Genomic DNA, 21,848 nt, shown 5'->3' on the forward strand with positions numbered 1-21,848 from the left:
GGAGGGCGCACACTACGGGGCCGGCCCACGCCCGGACACCACCGGGTCCGCCACGCCCCAACGCCCGGCCCCGCCCCCGGGCCAACTCGACGCCCCGCCTTCGTCAGTATCACCGTCGCCCGCCCGCGCGCACGCGAGGGACAGACGTCGGGGATGGCGGACCTTCGTCGACCGGCAGGACACGCGTCGTGCCGTAACCATCGGAGGGGTCGCGGCCGGCGGATTGATCCTCGCCTCTTCGCTCCTGTTCAACGACGATCCCGCACCGGTGGTCCCCTCCCCGCCGTCGGGGCAACTGGGCCGGCCGCTGCCCGACAGCCCGGCTCCCACGCTCCCTGACAGCCCGGCTCCCCCGCTCCCCGAGATCCCAGGCACAGGAGTGCTGCGCCAGGGCGACAGCGGCCATGGCGTGTACGAGTTGCAGGTACGTCTGCTCCAGGTCCCGAACATCTACGAGGGCGGCGCGATCAGCGGCCGATACGACACGGAGGTCCGGGCGGCCGTGACCAGATTCCAGAAGCGGTACGGCATCCTCGGCGACGAGACCGGCGTCTACGGTGACCACACCCGCCACGCTCTTATGCTGCGAACCAAATGATCAGCGCGACCACCCCGGGACCACCGGGACGCTCCTGCCCGCCCTCTGCCGGCCGCCGCGGAAGTCCGAGCCGCCGCGCACGGCCGTCGTCGCCCTGGACTGCCGGTCGCCCGCGGCCGCGCGCGACGCGAGCCTGACCGTGGTCCTCAGCCGGCGGTATGACGACCTTGACCGCGTCGGTGAAACGCGGAGCTGACGGAGGGATTGTGTTGCGGGCCCCGGCCCGCAGGTTCATAGTCCGAAACATGGACGCGCGCGAGGCAGCGCTGCAGCGGGCACACGACCATGCCGTGCGCTGGCTGGCGAGTCTGTCCGAACGCCCGGTTCCGGCGTGTGCCTCGGTCGAGGATGTCGTGCGCGCGCTCGGCCCCGGCTTGCCGGACGGCCCCAGCTCGCCCGCGGACGTCGTGGAACTGCTGGCCACCGCCTGCGAGCCGGGTCTCACCGCGTTTCCCGGCGGCCGCTTCTACGGATTCGTGATCGGTGGCAGCCTGCCGGCCGCACTGGCCGCCGACTGGCTGGTGAGCGCCTGGGACCAGAACTGCGTGATGCGCCGGGTCACACCCGCGCACACCGCGGTCGAGGACATCGCCGGGGCATGGCTGCTGGACCTGCTGGGGCTGCCCACGCGGAGCGCCGTCGGCTTCACCACCGGCGCCACGACGGCGAACTTCACCGCTCTCGCCGCCGCCCGTGACACGGTCCTGCGACGGGCCGGCTGGAACGCTGCCCGTGACGGGCTCACGGGCGGGCCCCGCGTACGGGTCCTCGCCGGCGAGGGCCGCCACATGGCGATCGACCTGGCGCTGCGCTATCTCGGACTCGGCGAGCCCGAACTGGTCGCCGCGGACGATCAATGGCGCATCGACCCCGACGCGCTGCGGCAGGCCCTGACCACCGCAGACGCACAGCCGACGATCGTGGTTCTCCAGGCGGGAGAGATCCACTCCGGTGCCTTCGACTCGTTCGGCGACACCGTCGAGGCCGTCCACGCGGCCGGCGCGTGGGTGCATGTCGACGGCGCGTTCGGTCTGTGGGCCGCGGCGTCCCCCGCCTACGCACACCTGACGGAAGGCTGCGGGCAGGCCGACTCCTGGGCCACCGACGCCCACAAGACCCTGAACGTCCCCTACGACTGCGGCCTCGTCGTCGTGAGGGATCCTTCGACGGTCCGGGCCTCGATGGGGCAGCGCGGCGACTACCTCATCCACGACGAACGGGGCGACTCCTTCGAGAAGGTCCCCGAGCTGTCCCGGCGCGGCCGGGCCTTCACCGTCTGGGCCGCGCTCAGGTCGCTGGGCCGGTCGGGAGTCGCCGCGCTCGTCGAGCGGCTGTGCCGGCACGCCTCGGCATTCGCCGCCGGCATCGCCGACATCGACGGGGCGAGAGTGCTGAACGACGTGATCTTCACCCAGGTCTGTGCCACGTTCGGCGATGACGCGCGCACGGAACAGGTGCTCGCCCGGCTGCTCGACGACGGCACGGCCTGGATCAGCGGCTCGGTCTGGCACGATCGCCGTGTCATGCGGATCTCGGTCAGCAACTGGTCCACGACCGACGACGACGTGCGTCGCACGCTGGACGCCATCCGCCGTGCCGCGGCGGCCGCCAGACCGTGACACGACACGACATGACACGACACGCTCCGTGACCGACCGCGAGGGGTGCCTCGATGGGTTGTCTGCCCTCCGACGGGTGATCAGCAGGCCTTCTTCCGGTCGAACCAGATCGTGGCGAACGTCGGCGTGAGCCCTGCCCAGAAGAGAACCTGGGGCAACAGCCGGTCGGTCCAAGGGACTTGGGCGATCAGCAACGCGCACAGCATGGACCAGGCCGCCTGGACGACCACGAGACGGGCCCACCGACCGCGGCGCATCAGCGACTGAACATTGAGCCGGACGCCGGTGCGCCGTCGGCGGTAACGCAGCAGGGCGCCGACGATCCAGATGGCGGTCATCGGCACGAGATACCACAGGCGCTGGCCGAGCGAGAGCGGCAACTCCCGCTGTACCTCGCCCTCGACGGCGAACAGGTCCGTCATCGCCCCGGCGAGGCCGAGACAGAGCAGGGCGAGCCAGCGCACGCCGCGCAGCATGCGGTACGTGGCCTGGTCGAGGCCACGCTGCATCGAGTCGGAGTCCGGAGCGGCGGCGAGCCCGCCGGCGTACAGGTCGGCGGCCCGGCCGGCCTTGACGCCCGGCGCGTCGGCAGCCTTCCTGGTCTGAGCAGCCAGAGCCTCCGAGTGGGTGGGGTCGATCCGGAGGATGGCGCGCTCGAGCTGGTCGACAGCCTTGCTGTTGCCCGAGAAGCCGGCTATCCGCTCGGCCACTTCGTGGGCGTAGACCTCCTCGGGGCCAAGGCGCAGCGCCACCGAGACCAAGTCGGCCGCCTCGCGGGTGACGTGTTCGAACTCGTGGTACTCGATCTTCCTGGCGCCGGTCGCCTGGGCGAAACGGACCACCGACATGCGCGTCACGGCGTCCGCGAGCATGGCATATCCGTACCAGTGGTGGGGGTCGATGCGAACCGCTTCGCGCAGTACGGGCTCAGCTTCGCGCCACGACCTGCTGGGCACCCGGATCAGTCCCTCAGCGCGGAGGATGAGTGCGCCGTAGTCCTCCGGCGCGAGTTCGAGCGCCTGGTCGGCAGCCTCCAGTGCCTGCTCGGGCCGTTGCGTGTTCAGATGGCAGTAGCCGACCTTCACCCAGGCGCGTACGTCGCCGGGGTCTTCGGCGAGGTGCTGCCCCAGGAGCGCCTCGGCCTGGTCATAGCGTTCGAGCTCGATGAGGCCTTGGGCCCGTTCGACGGTCGGGTGCAGTGTGGTCACAGCTTCCGCTTCTTCTTGAGATAGGCCACCAGGTCGTCGTACATCCCGCCCTCGTTCGCGTACATCGCCACGTTGCGGGCGGCCGCGAACCACGGCTCGGTCGAGGGCACGATCTGCCTTGCCGCGGCCAGCAGGTCCGGCATGCCGATCAAGCGCACCGTTCCGGTGCGGGCCGAATCGAGCAGCGCGTACTCGGCCGCGGCCTCGCACAAATGGGCCAGATCCGCGCCGGACAGGCCGTCGGTGGCCTTGACCAGCTTGCTCAAGTCGACGTTCTCGATGGGCCTGTCGCGCAGGTGATAGCGGAGGATCGCCTCCCGCGCCGGGCCGTCGGGCGGCAGCACCAGCAAGGTCCGGTCCAGTCGGCCGGGGCGACGCAGAGCGATGTCCACATCCCAGGGCACGTTGGTCGCGGCAAGTACGAACACGCCTTCGTTCGCTCCGGCGTCGATGCCGTCCAGCTCGGTCAGCAGTTGATTGACGGTGTTGCGCATGGGGCTGCTCTGCGTGCGGCTGCGCTTGCCGCCGAGCGCGTCCAGCTCATCCAGGAACACCACGCACGGCGCCTGGCGGCGGGCGGTCTGAAAGACCTCGTGCATGTTGCGCTCGGAGTTGCCGATCCACATGTCGAGCACGTCGTTGACCGACACGGACAGGAAACTCGCCCCGAGCTCACCGGCGACGGCCCGCGCGATGAAGGTCTTGCCGCAGCCAGGCGGCCCGTACATCAGAAGACCGCCGCGCAGACTCTTGCCGTACAGGCGCCGCAGCTCCGGGTTGCGCAACGGTGCCAGGAATGCGGCCTCCAGGCGCTCCTTGACCTCCTGCATACCGCCCACATCGACGAGGCGGACGGTCCCGGGCAGCTCCACGTCCCAGGCTGCGGCATCCCCCGGATCGGCCTTGCCGTCCACGGTGAGCGGCGCCTCGGTGAACCGGGGCGGCACGACATCGCCGACCTGGTCCTGGGCTGCCGTCCAGTCGAAGCCCACGGTGGATTGCGGGGCGGGTGCCGGAGGCTGCTCGGGCGCCGGGGCTTGCGGCGGGGCGGTGGGGGAGGCCGGGGGAGGTGCGGCAGCCGTGGCGTCATCGGGCCCGGGCGCAGGGGCGCCCATGGCCCGGGCCATCAGCTCGCGCGCCTGAACATCACCGGGCGCGCGCTGCAGTGTCACGGCAACTTCCGCCACTGCGGCGTCGGTGTGCCCCGCATCCAGCAGCAGCTCCGCCAGGTGCAGCCGCAGGGGCACATCGTCGGGCGCGGCCGCCACGGCCGTACGCAAACTCTGTATCAGTGGAGATTCCGCCAGCATGGCCCACACTCTACGTATGCGACACGTGGGACCTTCAGGTGCCCATGTGCCCCGACACATGGCCTGTCTTGAGGAGGCCGACGGCCCACGGCTGTGCGGGTGGGCCACCGCTGTCGCCGGTCCGGTCCGGAAGCCAACGACCGCCCCCCTCCGACGTGTTCGCCGCCCAGCTCATGGGATGCGCCCGCACCTGCAGCGCATCACGCGTCCGCTGGGGAGGCAGATCCCGCAGGACGCGGCCCAGGGCGTCCATCGAAAGCGCCGGGTGAGGCCGGTGTTGTGCCTCAGCGGTACGCCGCGGCCGATCAGTCAGTAGCGGGCCGCCGGTGCGCGAGGCGAGCGATGAGGGACCTCCTCGTGTTCGGCCAGTCAGAGCCGGTGATGCTGTAGAGCGCGGAGTCACGGATCCATCCGTCTCGCATGACCATGTGCTGGCGCAGGATCCCCTCATGTGTTGCACCGAGGCGGGTGATCGCCGTCCGTGACGTGCCGTTACGGACGTCGGTGAGAAACTCGACCCGGTTCATGCCGAGCGCCTCGAAGGCGTGGGTGAGCATCAGCAGCTTGGCCTCGGTGTTGACGGCCGTACGCTGCCAGGACCGGCCGAGGAAGGTGAAGCCGATCTCCAGCCTGCGATGCGGCAGGTTGACCGCCATGAACCGGGTCGATCCGGCAATGCGCCCGGTGGCCAGGTCGATGGTGGCGTACCCCAGCTGGCTCCCGGCGGCGTGAGCGGCGAGCGCATCGTCGATGAATGCGCTCACATCGCGGGGGTGGGGGACAAGTGTCACCTGCAGGTTCCACAGCTCGCCGTCCTGGATTGCCTCGCACAGGCCGTCGTGGTGCCCATGGGTGAGCGGTTCAAGCCGCACATGTGCACCGACCAGTGGCACCGCTTCCAACTGCACGGCCTGCACCCTTGTACTCGTCCCATGCTGGACGGACGCTGCCGGCGTCCGTCGGCGTACTTCCTGACCCACGTATCCGCCTCGCCTGGTGCCGGCATTCTGCAACGATCAGCAAGAGTGTGTACTGGCCGTCAGATCGCAGGGGTCCGTATTCGCACCGCACAGGATCACTGCCACTCGCTCGCCGGGTTCAGGCCGGTACACGCCGGACGTGAGGGCGGCCAACGCTGTGGCCGCCCCGTGCTCCACCGCGATCCGGCGGTGGTCCCACAGCGCCTGACGGGCCGATGTGATCGCGTCGTCGGCCACCACCACGGACCGTACGCCGTCCTTTCGGGCCCATTCCAGCGCCATCTCGGATGTGCGGCGCGCCCCGAGAGAGTCCGCCGCGACGGACTCGACCGCCACATCGACCACCTCGCCGGCGTCCAGGGCAGATCGCAGGGCGCAGCAGCCTTGCGGTTCCACGGCCACCACCCCCACGCCGTGCTCGAGGGCCGACACGGCGACCCCCGTGAACAGCCCGCCGCCCCCGACCGCGAGCACAACGGTGTCGAGGCCGGGCCGGGCCTGGACGATCTCTTCCATCACCGTTCCGGCACCGGCTGCGATCAGTGGGTGGTCGTACGCATGTGACTGCAGGGCTCCGGTTTCTGCGGTGAACTTCTGTGAGGCGGTCAGCGCGTCGGCATACTCCGCGCCGATCTTCCGGACCGAAGCGCCCAGTTGCTCGAGTTTGCCGACCTTCACCGCGGGTGCCGTCACCGGCACGAACACGGTGGCCGTTACCGAGTGCTGCGCTGCAGCCCAGGCACAGGCGAGCCCGGCATTGCCCCCGGAAGCAATGGCCACGCCCGCGTCCGGCATGAGGCTCGCGTCGATGTACCTGCTGAGAAAGTTGATGGCGCCGCGCGCCTTGAACGAGCCGGTGTGCTGCATGAACTCCAGTGCCAGCCACCCCTCGGCCCCGCCGAGCGCCCCTGGATCCATGGGAGTCAGCACGACAGGCCGTGTGCGCCCGGCGATGCGGTCGGCTGCGGCTCGTACGTCGTCGAAGGCAATGGTCACGAGAGTCTCCAGGCATGAGCAGACACGAGCCGTGCGGTGGTATGCGGTTCACTGATGCGCCGATTGTCCCCGCGCCCGTCGTCCTCCGCCCTCCCTTTTCTGGGCAGAGGTTGGGCTCGTTCTGTCTTGCAGCCTCCGCACAAGCTGCGCGGACCCTCCCCCTCACCCTCGACGCGGAACGGATGGGGGGAGGAGACCACACGTCTCCTTCCCGCCGTCTCTGCACCAGGACGCGCGCCGAGACGTCATGATGGCCCGATGGGAGACGGGAACGCGTTGCCGACCGTCGGGGGAGACATGCGGTTCGACGAACAGCATGCCCAGGACACCCGCAGGCGGTTCTCCCTCCAACAGCCAGGTGCTCCTGGAGTGCTAACAGCCCATGGCCCATGTATGGGAGTCGCCACGGTCGTTGGCGGTGGCGTTGTAGCGGACTTCGTCGCCGGGGCGGAGGCAGATCGTCATGTCGCCGCCGGTGGACGGGAACTGGACGGCGTCCTCGTAGACCTTGACGTGGTCCTTGATACCGGGGCCGGAGATTCCGTGGTTCGCCCAGGAGGAGTCCTGGTCGGCGATCCAGCTTTCCCACCATTCGTCGTCGCCCGAGGCATTCATGCGCTGTCCGCCGAAGTCGGCATCGGTCCAGACACAGAAGTTGCCGCTCGGACAGTTCGCGGCGGACGCGGGTGCGGCGGTGGCCAGGCTCGCGCCGGTGGCGAGCAGGGCGGCGGCGAGCAGGGCTACGGGTTGCTTCACGACGGGTGCCTTTCCTTGCGTACTGCGGTGATTTCGTTGTGCCCCGCGGACAGCTCGGCGTGTGCAGCGGTGAGCAGCGCCCTCGCCTCGGCGAGTGCGTGTGAGCGCAGCTCCCGGTAGGCGGCGCGGTCGCGCGACGGGGCCTTCGTCTTGAGGTTGTTGACGGTCGTGACGGTCTGGAACCAGCGACGCTGGTCGCCGTAGAGACGGCGCTCCGCGGCCGCGAGGCAGCCGTCGGTGTGGTGGCCGATGACGTGCCCGCTGGGCAGCGTCAGCGTGAGCTCGGCCGGAGAGGTGCCGAACAGCGCGCGGTCGACGCGGCGGGCCTCGGCGGCGCCGGCAGGCGGGTGGCCGGGGTGCGGAGGGGTGAGCCCCTGGCGGGTCAGACAGCGGTCGGTGAGCAGGCGTTGGGCAGCCTTCAGCGTGTCGTCCGGGCCGAGTGAGAGGGCCGGTTCGCGCGGTGTGCCACAACCGGTCAGGCCAGTGATCGCCGGCAACAGGACTGCGGTGAACACGGCGGCGCGTGTGCGCCCCGTGGTCCTCACCCCGGCTCGCAGTCGGCGTGCGGCGTCGTGTCGACCGCGTCGAGCTTGTTCCACCACTCCCAGTTCTCGGCGTAGTCGCCGCCCCGGAGCGTGCGCTGCAGGCAGGGTCCCTGGTTGGGGAAGTGGAGGGCGTACACGTTCTTGTCGACCTGCGAGCTGAACGACCTGGCGTGCCGGCGCACATGGTCGGCGGGCACGGCGAATCCGCCGGCCGCGGGGTTGTAGCACCAGCCGCCTCCCGGGCCCGTCTCTCCTGGCTCGGGCCAGAAGCAGACGTGTCCGGGCAGTGCTGAGGCCGGGGGAGCGAGCGGGGGCAGTGCGGTCAGCGCGAGCGTCGCGAGGATGCCGGCGTAGGCGAGGGCGGAGCGTCTCAATTCAACCTCTGGGGAAGGCGGTTACAGGGTGCACGCGCTGCCTTCCCCGGCGTTGTCGCAGGTAAGCGCAGTGAGCGCGTGCGTCACCCGTCGTGGTGGGTAGTCGTACTGCAGCCGCCGTCCCCACGACGCCACGGCCTCGCAAAGGGCCCGTCACGCAGGCTCGCGCACTTGGCCGATCGGCCAAGTGCGGCAAGGAGCGGCAGAATCCCGGGGCTCGCACCGCACGTGAGCACACACGGTGCGGCATGCCCAAGGCCGCCTGCGCCTATCGCTGGTGCCGGCGATCCGGCACGCACATCCGTCCCAGGTGCCTTCCCCCGTGGCGATCGGCACGAGCTGCGACGCGCAGCGGTAGGACCTTGCGCCAAGGGGCGGCGTCGTGGTCGCGCGAGCGGAGGGCGGAGGCGTACAACCGTTTGGCCTTGCCACGGGTCTTGTCGTCTGCGGATTCGTCAGGGATCCCGTTCACCGGCTGGCCGCAACGAGGAGGGTGTGCCGTGTCGCAGCGCCGACGACGCACCCTCTCACGTGCACCGTCGGGCCGGTGCACGCATGTGCAGCACACAGCAGCTGGAGTGGCATGAACAGACGTGGACTGCGATGGAGGCTCGGACTGACGAGCGCGATCGCGGTGACCAGTGCGGTGACCGGCCCTGTTGCCGCGCAGGCGCAGGGGACCGCGCCTGCCCGGATCGCCATCGCCGCGGAACTCCGGGACGATTTCAACGGCGACGGGTACTCCGATGTGGCCTTCCCCGCGCCCTCGGGGACCGTCGGCGGCAAGGCGAAGGCGGGATACGTGGCCGTCGTGTACGGCTCGTCGACGGGCCTGAAGACCTCGACCAAGCAGGTGTTCCACCAGGACAGCGCAGGCATCCCTGGTGTCGTCGAGGCCGGGGACGTGTACGGGAGCTCGGTCACCACGGGTGATCTGGACGGCGACGGCTACGCGGATCTGGTCGTGGGCGCGTCCGGTGAGGACATCGGAACCATCTCCAACTCGGGCTCTCTCGCAGTTATCTGGGGCGGTGACAAGGGGCTGTCGGGTTCCGGTTCCGCGACGCTGGCCGTCGGCGACGAGGCCCACGACCGGCTCGGCTGGACGGTCAGGGCCGGGGACTTCGACGAGGACGGTGCCATCGACGTCGTCGGGGTCGAGAACTACCTGAATCTGCGAGTGCTGTCCGGGCCTTTCGGCCGCGACGGTTCGTCGCGGAGCACGGCATCGGTCACCGACATCGAGGACATGCGGCTCCTGGATCTCGCAGTGGGCGACATCAACGGCGACGGGGTCACCGACCTTGTCGCCGTGGTCAACTCGCTCGACGAGTACGACTGGCGGCACATCCGCTACTGGACGGGCACGAAGACGGGACTGACCGGACCCATCTCGGTCAAGCGCGCGAACGGGTTCCGGCTCGAGGGCGGCGAGAGACTCGACGTCGGCGATGTGAACAACGACGGCATCGACGACATCGTCGTGGGGCGGGCCGTCGACGGCTACGACAGCGACCTGGGGATACCGACCGCCAACGGCGGCATGATCACCTACGTCCCCGGCAGCAACAACGGCCCGGTCGGCACCCAGGCGAAGGTCTTCAACCAGGACAGCGCGGGCATCCCGGGTGTCGCGGAGAACAACGACGCGTTCGGTGAGTTCATCCAGGTCGCCGACGTCAACGGTGACGGCTACGCGGACGTGTCCGTCGGCGTCCCCGGTGAGGACTTCGACGGCAGGAACCAGGCGGGAGCGGTCGTCACCCTCCGAGGCACGGCCGCCGGGCTCACCGGCACGGGCGCCGGGAGCTACTCGCAGAACACCGCGGGCGTTCCCGGCACCGCGGAGAACAACGACGGCTTCGGCGCGGCCGGCAAGCTGGTCGACACCAACGGCGACGGTCGCGCCGAGTTGGTTGTCGGCGCCCCCGGCGAGAACGCCGACGCCGGCTCGGTGTGGGTGTTCAAGTCCAACTCCTCCGGGGTGACGCCCACCGGTTCGTTCACCTTCGGCGCGGGCACGCTCGGCACGGTCGCGACGGGTGCGCTGCTCGGCTCGACGTTCAACTACTGAGCCACGGCCGCCGTGGCGGTCACAGGTGTCGGCGACGCCCGTGACCGCCACATCCGGAGCAGCCGAGACCTGTCCTCCCCCGTCCACACCGACCACCGCAGCCGCCAAGAGCAAGGCAGCGTGATCGGTCCCTGCATTGTCTGGCGAATCCGCCACGCCGACGGCACCCGCCTACGTCGGTCGTCTCCCGGGCCGACGTGGCTCGACCGGCGACTACCCGAGCGGCCATCTGTTCCCAGCTCCTGCTCCTGCGTCGCTTCGGGTGCGATGCGACGCCGTGTCCTATGCGGTGCCGGGCCCGTCGAGGAAGCGAAGCAGCACGGCGGCCTCCGCGCGGAGCCGCGCGGCTCGGTCAGCGTGCGCGGGCGCAGTCAACTGCGCCGCAACCTCCAGTCGCTCGGCGGCCTCGGCGCGCACGACATCCACCAGACTGTGCTCGCTCAGCTCACGCCGAGCTGCTTCGGTGACGCCGACACCAACCGGCGACTGCTCAAGGGCCAAGCCGCGGAGCTCAGCCTCGCCCACGGGCACCGCCTCAGCGTTGTCCAGCGCAGCAAGTGTTGCGCGCAAGGCGCTCACCGCGGCCTTGTCACGGGCACGCATCGCTTCCTGCAGCGCTTGACGCATACGAAGACGTAAGGACATGCCGGTGACCTTATGGTGGCGCCCCTGGACCCACAACGCGATATACGTGCAGCACCAGGCTTACCGCCGACTGAGGCGCCCGACAAGATCGCGAAGTCGGACTGGAGTACTAGCAGGCGATATAGCAGCGGATGGTCGTGCCGTCGGGGCCGGTGTGGACGCGTACGAGATCGGCGAGCAGATGTGCGAGGAGCAGGCCTCGTCCGCCTCGTTGGTCCAGGGCGGGCGGCCGACGGCCGGCGAGCGGGTCACTGATGTGCCCGCGGTCTCGGACCTCACACACCACCTGGGAGCCCTCGGCCCAGACCCGCATCGTGCCCGAGCCGCCGCCGTGCACCACGCTGTTCGTGGTCAACTCGGCAACCGCCAGAGCGAGATCCTCCAGACGGGTCCCGGACAGGCCGAGCCGCGCGGCCCGCTCGACCGCGAAATGCCGGACAGCCGACAACTCGTCGACGCCGAAGACATGCGCCTCGGCAGCTCCTTCCGTTGGTGAGAGCGGCAGGTTGTACCGCTCCACGACATGCCCGGGTGCGTAGGAGGGGCTGGGCTGCTGATGGCCGCGGGAGACGACGACGGGGTGGGTGGCGTAGGCGTCGGTGAGCACCTGCTCGTCGAGCCGGTCGGCGTCGTACGGGCACAGGATGGTCGCGTTCCTACCCCGGAACGCGGGGTTGATCAGGGCCTCGTGCTGGGCGCAGGCCGGGTACTCCAGGCTGCTGCGGCCGGGCCAGATCGGCTCGCCGATGATCCGTACCCGCGTCCCCGGATGGGCGTCGGCGAAAGCATGCAGTACGGCGGGGATGATCCGGCCGGGATTGCGTCCGGCCGTGGTCATGTCGACGAAGTGCACGGTGGTGGCGTCCTCGTCGAGGGCTTCTTGGAGCAGGGCCAGGTTCGGGCCGGGTACGGCGACCGCCACCGGCTCTCCGGTCCTCAGGCCGTCGCGGATGAAGGGCACCGTGCCGTTCAGGTACTCCCGGTCGCCCCGGTAGAAAAGGGCGGGGTGCACAAACGCCTCGGTGGAAGTCGGGGCCGTCATCACGCCGCCACCTCGATCGCGGCAAGATCCGGCCAGAACATCTCCAGCAGCCGCCGCATGGTGGCGGGCGGTTGGTCGAGCACGATACGCCGCCCCGCGGGCAGTTCCTGGGCGGTCACCGCCAAAGCGGAGACGCCGGCGACGTCGATGAAGGTGACTGCGGAGAGCTCCAGGTGGCACACCTCCGCATCGCGCAGCGCCAGGCGATCCAGCGTCTGCTCCCAGGCTGGACAGGTGGCGAGAGTGATCTCGCCGGCCGCCCGCCACCCCGTGCGGTCGGCCAAGGGGTGCACCTGCAATGCGTCCGTGGAGCCGACGGACGATGCCGTCGATGCATCCGCGGCCCGCGACCTGCCCACATTCATCACCCCCGGATTGCGACCGGTTCGTGGCCCAGTATGCCCGTGTGCCGTGCGGGCGATACGGATCACCTTGCCGGTGACGATACTCGCCGAGCGCCGCCATGGTCTGCGCGACCAGCAGCAGATCAAGGACGCTCCTGAGTTCCACCGCGACAAGCATCTCGGCGACCGTGCCCACCACGACGAGCCGGGCACCTACTACGGCACCGGCGGCCCGTTCGCCTGATCCAAGCCCGGTCTGAGAAAAGCGGCCCCGGGGCTCTTCGAAGAGTCCCGGGGGCTGTCTCGGCGGTCGAGGTCAACTGGCCCCACAAGGCCGAACGGCGTCGGCTCGGCAAGTCCGACCGATGGACGCCGGCGACTCCCGCCCCGCGGCTCGGCGGCCTTCCAGTTCTTCGACGGCGAGTGGCGAGACCACGAGCGCCGGACCAGCGCCGCCACACAGAACACCAACCAAGCTCAGCTCAGCTGGGCTTCAAGGGCACCCCATGACCCGGCCGGTGAGGGGTTTCCCTCCCCTACGCTGGCGTGATGGGTGTGGGGACAGAAGTGCTGATCGTGGACTGGGCGCGGGTGGAGACCGCCGCGGCCGGCGACCGGGAAGAGCTGTTGATCGATGCCGCTTTCGGAGAGGCGTACAGCGACGACATCTTCGAGCATGGCTGGTCGTGGCCCGCGCAGCCGGGTGAGGACTGGTACGGCAGGTATGCGTTGCGGAACACGTTCGGCTCGTACAAGCCGCACTTTTGGGCCGGTCACCGCTGGGACCACATGCGCGACTTCGTCGAGCCGAAGGTGCGCGAGGTGCTGGACCGCTTCAACGACGCGCTGTTCTGGCACCGTCTGGAGGACACCACCGGGGTCGGGTCCGGGCTCCCGGAGCGGCCGTGCACCTGGGACGCGGACCTGTTGCTGTGGTGTCCGCCCGATCATGTGCCGCTGATCGCCGGGTGGTGGAGGCAGGCGGCACCCCAACTGGAATCTCTGCGCGAGCCGTTCACCCGGCACGCCGCAGAACCCGGCGGATGGATCACGACCTTCGAATCGTTTGCCGACCTCCTCATCGACTGGGGAGAGGTGGTCACGGAGGCAGAGCGCCGCGGCTGGGGCATCGTCGGCGTGCGCTGCTGACCGCCGTGACCGTTCCCGGTTCGCATCCCAGCAGCGGGATGGGTGTGCCGGCGGTGTGTTCGCTTCAGGTGCGGGGCGAAGCGTCCAGGAACCGATGGAGGGAGGCCGTCATGCTGGTCACGAAGTCGTCGCGGGTCCGGTCGGAGACCAGGTCGAGGGACAAGTACGGGTTGAGATCCTCCAGCTCGACCAGGAGCAGTTCGCCTTCCTGGGTGCGGCAGGCGTCCACGCGCTGGATGCCGTGGTCGAGGGTGTTCCAGTCGATGAAGCGGTGGGCGAAGGTGAGGTCGGCATCGGTGGGCCGGTAAGGCTCAAGGTCCCAGCGCCGGTCGGGGGTGGGGGCGCGGAGGGCGTACTGGAAGGCGTCGTCGACATAGTAGAAGGACACCTCGTAGCGGAAATCGATGCGCGGCTGGACCAGGATGTCGCCGTAGGCGAGGCCGCTGAGCTGGTCCCGGGGCACGAAGTTCAGGCCGATGGAGTCGGCGCCGGCCTTCGGCTTGACCACGTAACTCCCGGTCTCGGGCAGCAGGTGAAGGTCATGGGGGCGGTCGATGGTGGGGATGACCGGGTACCCGGCAGTCGTCAGATCCAGCAGGTACTGCTTGCCGACCATGTCGCCGCGCCCGGACAGCGGGTTGTAGACCCGGGTGCCACGTGCAGCAGCCTGCTCCCGGAAGGCGTCGTACTTCTTCTGGTAGTGCAGCACGGGGCCGCTGTTGCGGACGACGACCGCGTCGAAGGCGTCCATCAGCGCCGCGGCGTCCAGGGGGTGACACAGGGCGAGGTCGAAGGCGTCGCGCAGACGCGAGGTCAAGAAGATGTCCTCGTCGCCGTAGCGCCGTCCCTGAGCCTGGTAGGCGAGATCGGTCACGAACAGGACGCTGGGGCGGCCGGGCACGGTGCATCTCCTTACGCGGTGGCCACCAGCCTAGACATGCACGCAGGGCACGGCCGGTGCAGGGCCGTGCCCCACCCCTTCACTCCTGGTCGTCCCGTGAGCGACGAACGCGAGCCCGAACCCGATGACGTGCGCGGCTCTGCGCGACGGCAGCGGCCGGGACAGGTGTGGGCCCGTGGGGGTGCCCAGCCGGCGGCCGGGCGCCCGGCCGGAACAGAGGCGAGCGTGGTTGTTGGGGATCGCGACGAACGTCACGTGCAACACCGAGCGGGCGGCCCGAAGACACCAGGCCGCGCTCAGGACCGTCCCACCCCCGGGCCCCGTGCCGGACGTCGCCGACGCGGTGACACAACGCCTGGCCGGCACCGAGGAACTGGCTGCCGCGCCGGAGGCATTGAGCAAGATGCTCCACCAGGGGAGAGGGAGCAGCGTGAGCGAGACCTTCACCTGGCCGCCGAGTCCGTATGGCGGCGCTTGTCACCCGGGGGCGGCGATTGGGCGTATCAGCACTTACGGGACTGGACAGTGAATGCGCCGGGTGCATTCATCCAGTCGTGGGTGACGGTGCTGGCGCCGTGTTGGGCGAGATGGGCGACGCGTTCCGCAGCCGCGGTCGGGTCCGGGTCGGTCTCGTCCAGGGCGGGGGGAACGGTTGCTGCCGCGGTGGCCGTGGTCAGGTAGTGGTTGGAGCAGTACCAGGCCATGTCATATCCCCCGCCCAGCCAGTTGACCGCCTGAGTATCGAACATGACGAACCAGGGGCGCAGCGAGGGTTCGTATTTCGTGCGGGGATCGCCGGTGCCGGACGTGGGGTGCATGTCCGGCCACATCATCGCCTGCTCGAGTCCGCCCGTGCCGGCCAGGTCCCGTACGTGCCTCGCGTACTCCTCGGCGGTGGAGAGGTTGTCCAGGTCGTAGCCGGCGAGCTTGTTCTCGATGGTGCCGGTGATCGGGTAGAAGATGAACTTCCCGCGGAGTTGCCGCCAGGTCGGCCAGGCATCCGCCTTCGCGGCGGCGTCGAGGGTGGGGTACGTCGTGCCCATCATGTCGCTGGGCTTGAAGACCCGGTCGGCGCCGAGGTGGTTCTTGATCAGCGAGTCGAGGTCGGCAGGTCCTTTGCCGGCCTTCTTGCGGAAGCCCCATTTCAACTCGAGCTTGATGTAGACGGGGTCGTGATCCGGGTGGGCCTCGCTCCAGTCGCCGAGGTTGTCCAGGCAGGTTCGCAGACTCCCGTTGCTCTGGGTGGTCTTGAAGATCCAGGTGCCGACCTTGTAGGTGCAGTTGTTGTCGTTGATCAGAGGGTTGGAGTGGCTGACGACCCATCCGCCCGTGCCGCTGTAGGTGCTGTAGACGTCGAGCTCCAAAAGGCGGGCGCCTTTGTCCAGCGCTTTGGTGAGCTTGTTGGATTTGTCTTCCTCGAAGGCGTTGTGCAGGCCGGAAAGGGTGATGCGGTCCAGCCGCGTGTCGTCGAAAGCCGACGACACGCTCGTGGCCGCACTGGCCGACACGCCTGACGCACCCGGCAAGACGCCGGCAAGCAGCAGGGCACTGCCCAGAACGCAGGCTCTGCGCAGCCATCTGCCTGAGGCGGCGATCTTCACGGACATCGAGACTCCCTGAATCCGAAGTGACGGTGCATCTACAGGCGGTGGGCGACCCCCAACGCCGCGTGTCGGCCGTATGCGCGACCAATTTCGCGGTGCGTCGCGAAGGCGCGGCGGGTCGGCCGAGACTGCTGCAAGGAGTAGCACTGGGTGGAGCGGGGGGCCGGTCTACTCCGCGCAGGAGTGCCGCGGAACATGACTGAGCGACAGTAGCGGCGACGGCGTACCCGGGGTAACCCATCGGCTGGAACTCACAGCTGTTCCATAGGCAGACTGCTGACGGTCAAACGAACGCACGGAGCCGCGGGCGCTGCGAGCCGCCAACAGCCCACTGGCACCAATGGCTCAGCTGACACAGCGGCCCGACATCAAACCGGCAAGAACGGCTCAGCCGTGGCGAAGGCATGTGCTCAGGGTGCCTGGTTCCGTTCATCGACTGCATGCTCACCGTCTGGCCGACGCTGTCTCCCGGGATGAGGCTGTCGTGGCGGGGCTGGCCTATCGGCCGTATGCCTACAATTCGTTACCCTCACCAGGTGAGTGGAGACCACGATGACGAGCCGATCTTCGTCTGCAGGCGGGGGACGCTTGTGTACAACCCGAACAACCCCATAGGGCGGGCGCTGATCGTGAATGTCCGCCGTGTTCGTGAGCGGGTTCATGTACCACCTCTTCGACAGCTCGCAGTGGAGCGAGGGCGAGTTTCGGGACGCTGTTCATGTAGCCGCACAACAACTGGAAGCGGAACCACACACCTTGGTGGGCCATCTCGGCTACAGGACCTGATCGAAGAAGCCGTTCAGGAGGCAGGACAGGGGCCCGAGCACACGGTCATCGATGTCGAACCCATCAACGACTCGGATGCGACCGGTGCTGCCGGCAGCGTGGGCGGCGGCCATGGCCTGGACACCTTCGAGATCAGCACCGACGACGTCGTGACCACCTACTGCATGCGCATGTCCCCGCCGCACCCGGAAACGGACATGCCGAAGACCAAGACCGTCACTCTCACGGTGAACGTGAAGGAAGGACCCTGCTGAAGGCGCGCTGACGGGCTGCGCTCCACGGCCGCTGGTCGGCGGAGTCCGGCTGCTGTGCGGAGCGTGCGTTCGCGGCTCCGAGGTCCTGGGGCGACGCACGGCCCGGGTCCGCGGACGTCCTGCCACTCGTCGATCTGGACCTTCCGCCTCGGCTCCACCCGCCCCAGGTCCGCGGTGGTTCCAGCAGGGCCTCTGGGAGCCCTCGCAACAAGGCGCGGAGCCCGCGTCGTACAAGTCGGCCCAAGCTGGGCGATCGCGTCTCAGCGGGTTGACCTTGGCCTGTGTCAGCCCGAGCGAGCCGAGCTGTTGCGCCCATGATTCTGGTGGTGGCCGGCCGAGCGGCGGCGTCCACAGCGGCGTCCGTGGGGGTGACGCCCACTGAAACCCTCCGGGCTGGTCTTTGACCTGCACAGGAGCGCGGCGGAGTGCTGCCGGGCCGCGGTGCATGCGCGCACTCTGCGAGACTGAAGAGACGGCCCGGTGGACACAGCCGTAGCCGGGTCCACCGGACCGACATCACCGGTGAGGACATCGCCGAGGCCGGCTCGGGAGGCTGCACGATGATCGCTCTGCATTCCGCTTGGGTAAACATGTTTTAGGTAAGAGAAACAGTCGCCTGGGGCGCGGTGCGCCAGCACAGTTCCGTTTGTATGGCGGGTTCTTTCTCAGAGGTATGCGGCTGCCGCGCGTCGGCAGCCAAAGGGGCATCGCTCAGCCATTTGCGCCCGCACCCGTCAGGAGGGGCACGCAATGGATCCATGGCTGATCTGGTTGATCGCCGCAGCGGTGTTGGCCGTGGCGGAGATCTTCACTCTCACCGCTGCGCTGGGAATGCTGGCCGGCGCTGCGTTGGTCACGGCGGGATTTGCCGCAGTCGGACTTCCGCTGCCCTTGCAATTCTTGGTGTTCACCCTGGTTGCCACGCTCAGCGTGCTGTTCGTGCGCCCCATCGTGCTGCGCCACGTGCTCCAGCCCCAGGCGGAGCGATTCGGCGTGGACGCACTGGTCGGCAGGACCGCCTACGTCGTCTCAGAGGTGACTGGCCTGGGCGGCAGAGTCCGCATCGGCGGCGAGGAATGGACGGCCCGCGCGTATGACGAGACGCTGGTGATTCCTCCGGGAACGGCCGTCGATGTCATCGAAATCAGTGGCGCCACCGCACTCGTCCACCCCCGGGAGTGAACCATGGAAGCTTCGGCGCTCCTCGTCGCCGGCCTGATCGTCGCGCTTTTCGCAGTTTTCACTGTGCTGCGGGCGGTTCGTATCGTGCCCCAAGCACGCGCTCGCAATGTCGAACGACTTGGCCGCTACCACCGCACACTGCAACCCGGACTCAACGTCGTCATCCCCTACATCGACCGCGTCTATCCGGTGATCGACCTGCGGGAACAGGTCGTCTCCTTCAAGCCACAGCCAGTCATCACCGAGGACAATCTGGTTGTCGAGATCGACACTGTCCTGTACTTCCAGGTCACCGATCCACGAGCGGCCGCCTATGAGATCGCGAACTATCTTCAGGCGGTCGAGCAGCTCACCGTCACCACCCTGCGCAACGTCGTCGGATCCATGGACCTGGAAAAGGCTCTCACCTCACGCGACACCATCAACAGCCAGCTCCGTGGCGTGCTCGACGAGGCCACAGGCAAGTGGGGGCTGAGAGTCAACCGCGTGGAGATCAAGGCCATCGATCCCCCGCAGTCGATCAAGGACGCGATGGAGAAGCAGATGCGGGCCGAGCGGGACAAGCGGGCCGCAATTCTCGGAGCCGAAGGACAGCGACAGGCACAGATACTCACCGCTGAAGGTGACAAGCAGTCTGCCGTCCTTCGCGCGGAGGGCAACCGCACCGCTGAGATCCTCAAGGCCGAGGGCCAGTCCCGGGCCATCGACGAGGTGTTCCAGGCCGTGCACCGCAACGACCCCGACCCCAAGCTGCTCGCCTACCAGTACCTCCAGGCGCTGCCGCAACTTGCGCAAGGCTCGGGCAGCACATTCTGGGTGATCCCCAGCGAGGTCACCTCCGCCCTCCAGGGCGTGTCCCGCGCCTTCAGCGAGGCGCTGCCCCAGTCGTCGGCCACCCGCGAGAGATCCTCGGACGACAGGGCGGCCCAGAAGGCCGCCGACGACACGGCGCAGGCCGCAGAAGCCGCCGCCGAGGCCCTCGCCGACGCAGCCAAGGCCGATGCCTCCGGCGCCCTCCCGGCCGACCCCCTCGCAGGCGGTGGATGAAAGGCCGGCAACCCGACCGGCCCCTCATCGACCGAGCGTGCGGCATTGCGGACAAGCCGCGACCAGCGCCCCGGGGCACGAGTGGCCGACAGGGGGCAGGACGGCCTGATTGAGTAGGTACGTGGACGTGATCTCCGCTCAGCAGGCGGCTTGACGGGGCCGTACCGGCGGCACGGCCGACCGCAGTTCTGAGCCAACCCTACGAATGGCTTGCTGACCCGACTGCGAAGTAGGGGGGTCGTCTTGGGCATCGCGCTTTCACGAGCGTGGCTGTCCGACGTGTGACCAAAGAAGTGAGGAGCGCCGCTGACCTGGAGCGATGGAACTTGTCCAGAGTCTTGGCGCCGCCAGGATCGCCGGGTTGGACCTGCCGGTGAACGTTGCGGTGCCGGTGCCGTTCTTGGCGAGGGCCAGGGTGGACCTGACGGAGTACCCGCCGGGGCTGCCGTCTCTACCGGCCCGCTGACGGGCACGGTCGCCGCGGGCGACAGCCTGGAGGCGACGTCCCTGAGGGTCGTGGTCTTCGGCATCACCGTGACCTGCACGGCCGCGTTCCCCAGAACCCCGCTCCGCTCGTGTTCTGACGGTGGGGCGGTACGGCGGGGCGGCGGTCACCCCGCAACGGGTGTCGCCGCCCCGCTCCGGGCCCGGTACCGGCCAGGTGTCGTACCGAACTGGCGGCTGAAGGCGTGCGACAGCGCGTACGGGGAGCCGTAGCCGACCCGGCGGGCGATCGCGTCGAGCGGCTCGGCGGTGCTGCGCAGCAGTCCCGCCGCACGGGTCAGCCGCCACCAGGCCAGATACGCCATGGGCGGGCGCCCGACCAGAGCCGTGAAGCGGCGCGTGAGGGTTGCCCGGGACACCCCGACCCGGGCCGCGAGCAGCTCGTTGCTCCACGGCTCGGCCGGGTCCTCGTGCAGCGCGCGCAGCGCGCCGGCCAGCGCGGCAGGCCAGCCGCCGGCCAGGGCAGCACCCTCGTCCATCCAGGCGCGGATCATGTAGACCAGCAGCAGATCGAGCAGGCCGGGCACGACCACATCAGAACCCGGTTGTGCCGCCCCCACCTCGCGGCCAGGATCGTGGAGTGGCAGGGGCCGTTCGGCCCCGCCCGCGCGATCGTGCCGGGCGCGGGGCCGGAGGTCTGGCGCGACCACGAGAAGTGGCTCGCCCCGGAGCACTGGGAACCCGGAACCGACAGCTTCGTGGCGGCGCTGCAGACGTGGGTGCTGCGCAGCGACGGGATGACCGTGCTGGTGGAACGGGCGTCGGGAACGGGCGCGAGCGTCCGCACACACCTCAGTTTGCCCACCGGCAGACCGACTTCCTGGGGCTGCTGGCCGCAGCGGGGGTGCGGCCGGAGGACGTCGACGTCGTGGTCAACACGCACGTCCACGCGGACCACGTCGGCTGGAACACGGTGGAGCGGGAAGGGGAGTGGGTGCCGGCCTTCCCCAACGCGCGGTACCTCATCGCGGCCGCGGACTACGCATCCGTCGACCCGCAGAGCGACCACTCGCTCGGCCGCCCCGACGACCACCTGGTCTTCGCCGACAGCATCGCACCCGTGCGGCACGCGGGCCAGGCCGTGCTCTGGGAGGAGTCGCACCGCATCGACGCCCACCTCACCCTGGAGCCCGCACCCGGCCCCCCCGGCTCGTCGGTGCTGAGGCTGGCGTCCGGGACGGACCGGGCCGTCTTCGTCGGGGATGTGCTGCACAGCCCGGTGCAGATCCTCGACCCGTCCTGCAACAGCTGTTCTGCGAGGACGAACGGGCTGCGGCGGCGACCCGCCGCCGCCTCCTGGAACGTGCGGCGGACGAGCGCGAACTGGTCATCCCGGCACACTTTGCGGGCTCCGGGACGGCGGGGGTCCGGCGCGCGGGCTCCGGGTTCGCGATCACGGGCTGGGCGTAGAGCGAATCGCAGCGGTCGGCCCCGCGGATAATGCTTTGCCCGGCCGCCGGTGGGCGGGAGAGGCTTCCGGCCATGTCTGAGATCCAAGCCCACGGCGGCTCGCACTCGGTGGCCGCCCTCTTCTCCCACGGCCGACTGACGGTGAATCCCCCGCAAGGCCGCCCGCCGCGAGCAACTCCTCGCGCACCTCGCCGAGACCCTGTTCGCGCCGGACCGGGAGTACACCGAGCCCGAGGTCAACGAGGCGCTGTGCAGGGTGCACGAGGACTGCTCGGCGTTGCGGCGCTACATGGTCATCGGGGGGCAGCTGACCCGGACCCGGGACGGCGGCAGCTACCGGCGGGCCGGCTAGAGGCGGGCCGGGCAGGGCGTGTGGGCCGACGCGTACCCGCGATCGGCCCACACGGCGAAGGTGGTCCGCACACTGCAGGTGGGACGCCGGCACCGCCGCCTCCACTCCGCCCTCACCCTCGCCCCACCCCGCCCCGCGCCTACGCCCAGACCGCCCTGCGCCCCACCC

At 69.4% G+C, this 21,848-nt stretch carries 21 protein-coding genes and 2 pseudogenes; 10 read left to right on the forward strand and 13 right to left on the reverse strand.

The genetic code is table 11. The annotated features are described in order from the left end of the window. The first annotated feature begins 223 nt into the window (after positions 1-223). The gene (locus OHS70_RS36245; RefSeq protein WP_328404742.1) at positions 224-598 is read left to right on the forward strand and encodes a peptidoglycan-binding domain-containing protein; all 375 of its coding nucleotides are present in this window, start codon (positions 224-226) and stop codon (positions 596-598) included. A 245-nt stretch (positions 599-843) separates the two neighbouring features. Continuing rightward, positions 844-2,217, forward strand: coding sequence for a pyridoxal phosphate-dependent decarboxylase family protein (locus OHS70_RS36250; protein WP_328404744.1), 1,374 nt, complete (start codon positions 844-846; stop codon positions 2,215-2,217). 80 nt (positions 2,218-2,297) lie between these two features. On the opposite strand, the gene OHS70_RS36255 is transcribed toward OHS70_RS36250, so the two are convergent. The 7 genes from OHS70_RS36255 to OHS70_RS36285 form a co-directional block, all read right to left on the reverse strand. Beyond that, on the reverse strand, positions 2,298-3,425 hold the full coding sequence (locus tag OHS70_RS36255; protein ID WP_328404746.1) for a tetratricopeptide repeat protein: 1,128 nt from the start codon (positions 3,423-3,425) through the stop codon (positions 2,298-2,300). Beyond that, entirely contained in the window at positions 3,422-4,735 is a 1,314-nt protein-coding gene (locus tag OHS70_RS36260) for an ATP-binding protein (protein WP_328404748.1), read from the reverse strand. Before OHS70_RS36260 ends, OHS70_RS36255 begins: the two co-directional genes overlap by 4 nt. A 305-nt stretch (positions 4,736-5,040) precedes the next feature. Beyond that, the gene (locus OHS70_RS36265) at positions 5,041-5,643 is read right to left on the reverse strand and encodes a GNAT family N-acetyltransferase (RefSeq protein WP_328404750.1); all 603 of its coding nucleotides are present in this window, start codon (positions 5,641-5,643) and stop codon (positions 5,041-5,043) included. Between the two features lie 108 nt (positions 5,644-5,751). Continuing rightward, positions 5,752-6,711 carry a threonine/serine dehydratase gene (locus OHS70_RS36270; protein ID WP_328404752.1) on the reverse strand — a complete coding sequence of 320 codons (960 nt, stop codon included), beginning with the start codon at positions 6,709-6,711 and terminating at the stop codon, positions 5,752-5,754. Between the two features lie 372 nt (positions 6,712-7,083). Further along, positions 7,084-7,467 carry a peptidase inhibitor family I36 protein gene (locus tag OHS70_RS36275; RefSeq protein WP_328404754.1) on the reverse strand — a complete coding sequence of 128 codons (384 nt, stop codon included), beginning with the start codon at positions 7,465-7,467 and terminating at the stop codon, positions 7,084-7,086. Continuing rightward, the gene (locus OHS70_RS36280) at positions 7,464-7,982 is read right to left on the reverse strand and encodes a hypothetical protein (protein WP_328404756.1); all 519 of its coding nucleotides are present in this window, start codon (positions 7,980-7,982) and stop codon (positions 7,464-7,466) included. Before OHS70_RS36280 ends, OHS70_RS36275 begins: the two co-directional genes overlap by 4 nt. A 26-nt stretch (positions 7,983-8,008) precedes the next feature. Beyond that, positions 8,009-8,386, reverse strand: a complete 378-nt coding sequence (locus OHS70_RS36285; RefSeq protein WP_328404758.1) for a hypothetical protein — start codon at positions 8,384-8,386, stop codon at positions 8,009-8,011. A gap of 583 nt (positions 8,387-8,969) precedes the next feature. On the opposite strand from OHS70_RS36285, the gene OHS70_RS36290 reads away from it, so the two are divergent. Continuing rightward, a complete protein-coding gene (locus OHS70_RS36290; protein ID WP_328404760.1) occupies positions 8,970-10,460 on the forward strand; it encodes an FG-GAP-like repeat-containing protein in 1,491 nt (496 codons plus the stop codon). Between the two features lie 282 nt (positions 10,461-10,742). Here the strand turns inward: OHS70_RS36290 and OHS70_RS36295 are convergent, their stop codons facing one another. The 3 genes from OHS70_RS36295 to OHS70_RS36305 all read right to left on the reverse strand — a co-directional run bounded on the left by OHS70_RS36295 (position 10,743) and on the right by OHS70_RS36305 (position 12,440). Further along, on the reverse strand, positions 10,743-11,063 hold the full coding sequence (locus OHS70_RS36295; RefSeq protein ID WP_328406149.1) for a hypothetical protein: 321 nt from the start codon (positions 11,061-11,063) through the stop codon (positions 10,743-10,745). A 151-nt stretch (positions 11,064-11,214) separates the two neighbouring features. After that, positions 11,215-12,147, reverse strand: coding sequence for a sensor histidine kinase (locus tag OHS70_RS36300; RefSeq protein ID WP_328404762.1), 933 nt, complete (start codon positions 12,145-12,147; stop codon positions 11,215-11,217). Continuing rightward, on the reverse strand, positions 12,147-12,440 hold the full coding sequence (locus OHS70_RS36305; protein WP_328406151.1) for an STAS domain-containing protein: 294 nt from the start codon (positions 12,438-12,440) through the stop codon (positions 12,147-12,149). Before OHS70_RS36305 ends, OHS70_RS36300 begins: the two co-directional genes overlap by 1 nt. Before the next feature lie 145 nt (positions 12,441-12,585). Here OHS70_RS36305 and OHS70_RS36310 point away from each other — a divergent pair, with 145 nt between their 5' ends. Then, on the forward strand, positions 12,586-12,735 hold the full coding sequence (locus OHS70_RS36310; RefSeq protein WP_328404764.1) for a hypothetical protein: 150 nt from the start codon (positions 12,586-12,588) through the stop codon (positions 12,733-12,735). 305 nt (positions 12,736-13,040) lie between these two features. Next, a complete protein-coding gene (locus OHS70_RS36315) occupies positions 13,041-13,640 on the forward strand; it encodes a hypothetical protein (protein WP_328404766.1) in 600 nt (199 codons plus the stop codon). A 64-nt stretch (positions 13,641-13,704) separates the two neighbouring features. Here the strand turns inward: OHS70_RS36315 and OHS70_RS36320 are convergent, their stop codons facing one another. Further along, positions 13,705-14,541: a hypothetical protein gene (locus tag OHS70_RS36320; RefSeq protein WP_328404768.1), complete on the reverse strand. Its 837-nt coding sequence runs from the start codon at positions 14,539-14,541 to the stop codon at positions 13,705-13,707. Between the two features lie 503 nt (positions 14,542-15,044). Then, positions 15,045-16,148, reverse strand: coding sequence for a Ca2+-dependent phosphoinositide-specific phospholipase C (locus OHS70_RS36325; RefSeq protein WP_328404770.1), 1,104 nt, complete (start codon positions 16,146-16,148; stop codon positions 15,045-15,047). Between the two features lie 533 nt (positions 16,149-16,681). Here OHS70_RS36325 and OHS70_RS36330 point away from each other — a divergent pair. From OHS70_RS36330 to OHS70_RS36340, 3 genes are all read left to right on the forward strand, one after another. Beyond that, positions 16,682-17,185, forward strand: coding sequence for a hypothetical protein (locus OHS70_RS36330; protein WP_328404772.1), 504 nt, complete (start codon positions 16,682-16,684; stop codon positions 17,183-17,185). A gap of 750 nt (positions 17,186-17,935) precedes the next feature. After that, a complete protein-coding gene (locus tag OHS70_RS36335) occupies positions 17,936-18,367 on the forward strand; it encodes an NfeD family protein (RefSeq protein ID WP_328404774.1) in 432 nt (143 codons plus the stop codon). Between the two features lie 3 nt (positions 18,368-18,370). After that, positions 18,371-19,414 (forward strand): SPFH domain-containing protein, encoded by a 1,044-nt coding sequence (locus tag OHS70_RS36340; RefSeq protein WP_328404776.1) that lies wholly within the window; start codon positions 18,371-18,373, stop codon positions 19,412-19,414. 611 nt (positions 19,415-20,025) lie between these two features. On the opposite strand, the pseudogene OHS70_RS36345 reads toward OHS70_RS36340, so the two are convergent. After that, positions 20,026-20,484, reverse strand: a pseudogene (locus OHS70_RS36345) (AraC family transcriptional regulator); the annotation flags it as partial. Positions 20,485-20,762: 278 nt separating this feature from the next. Between OHS70_RS36345 and OHS70_RS36350 the strand changes: the two are divergent. After that, positions 20,763-21,359 (forward strand): MBL fold metallo-hydrolase, encoded by a 597-nt coding sequence (locus tag OHS70_RS36350; RefSeq protein WP_328406153.1) that lies wholly within the window; start codon positions 20,763-20,765, stop codon positions 21,357-21,359. A 41-nt stretch (positions 21,360-21,400) separates the two neighbouring features. Next, positions 21,401-21,680: pseudogene (locus OHS70_RS36355) on the forward strand (DUF2087 domain-containing protein). Positions 21,681-21,848: the final 168 nt, after the last annotated feature.

Source organism: Streptomyces sp. NBC_00390 (assembly GCF_036057275.1).
Classification (GTDB): domain Bacteria; phylum Actinomycetota; class Actinomycetes; order Streptomycetales; family Streptomycetaceae; genus Streptomyces.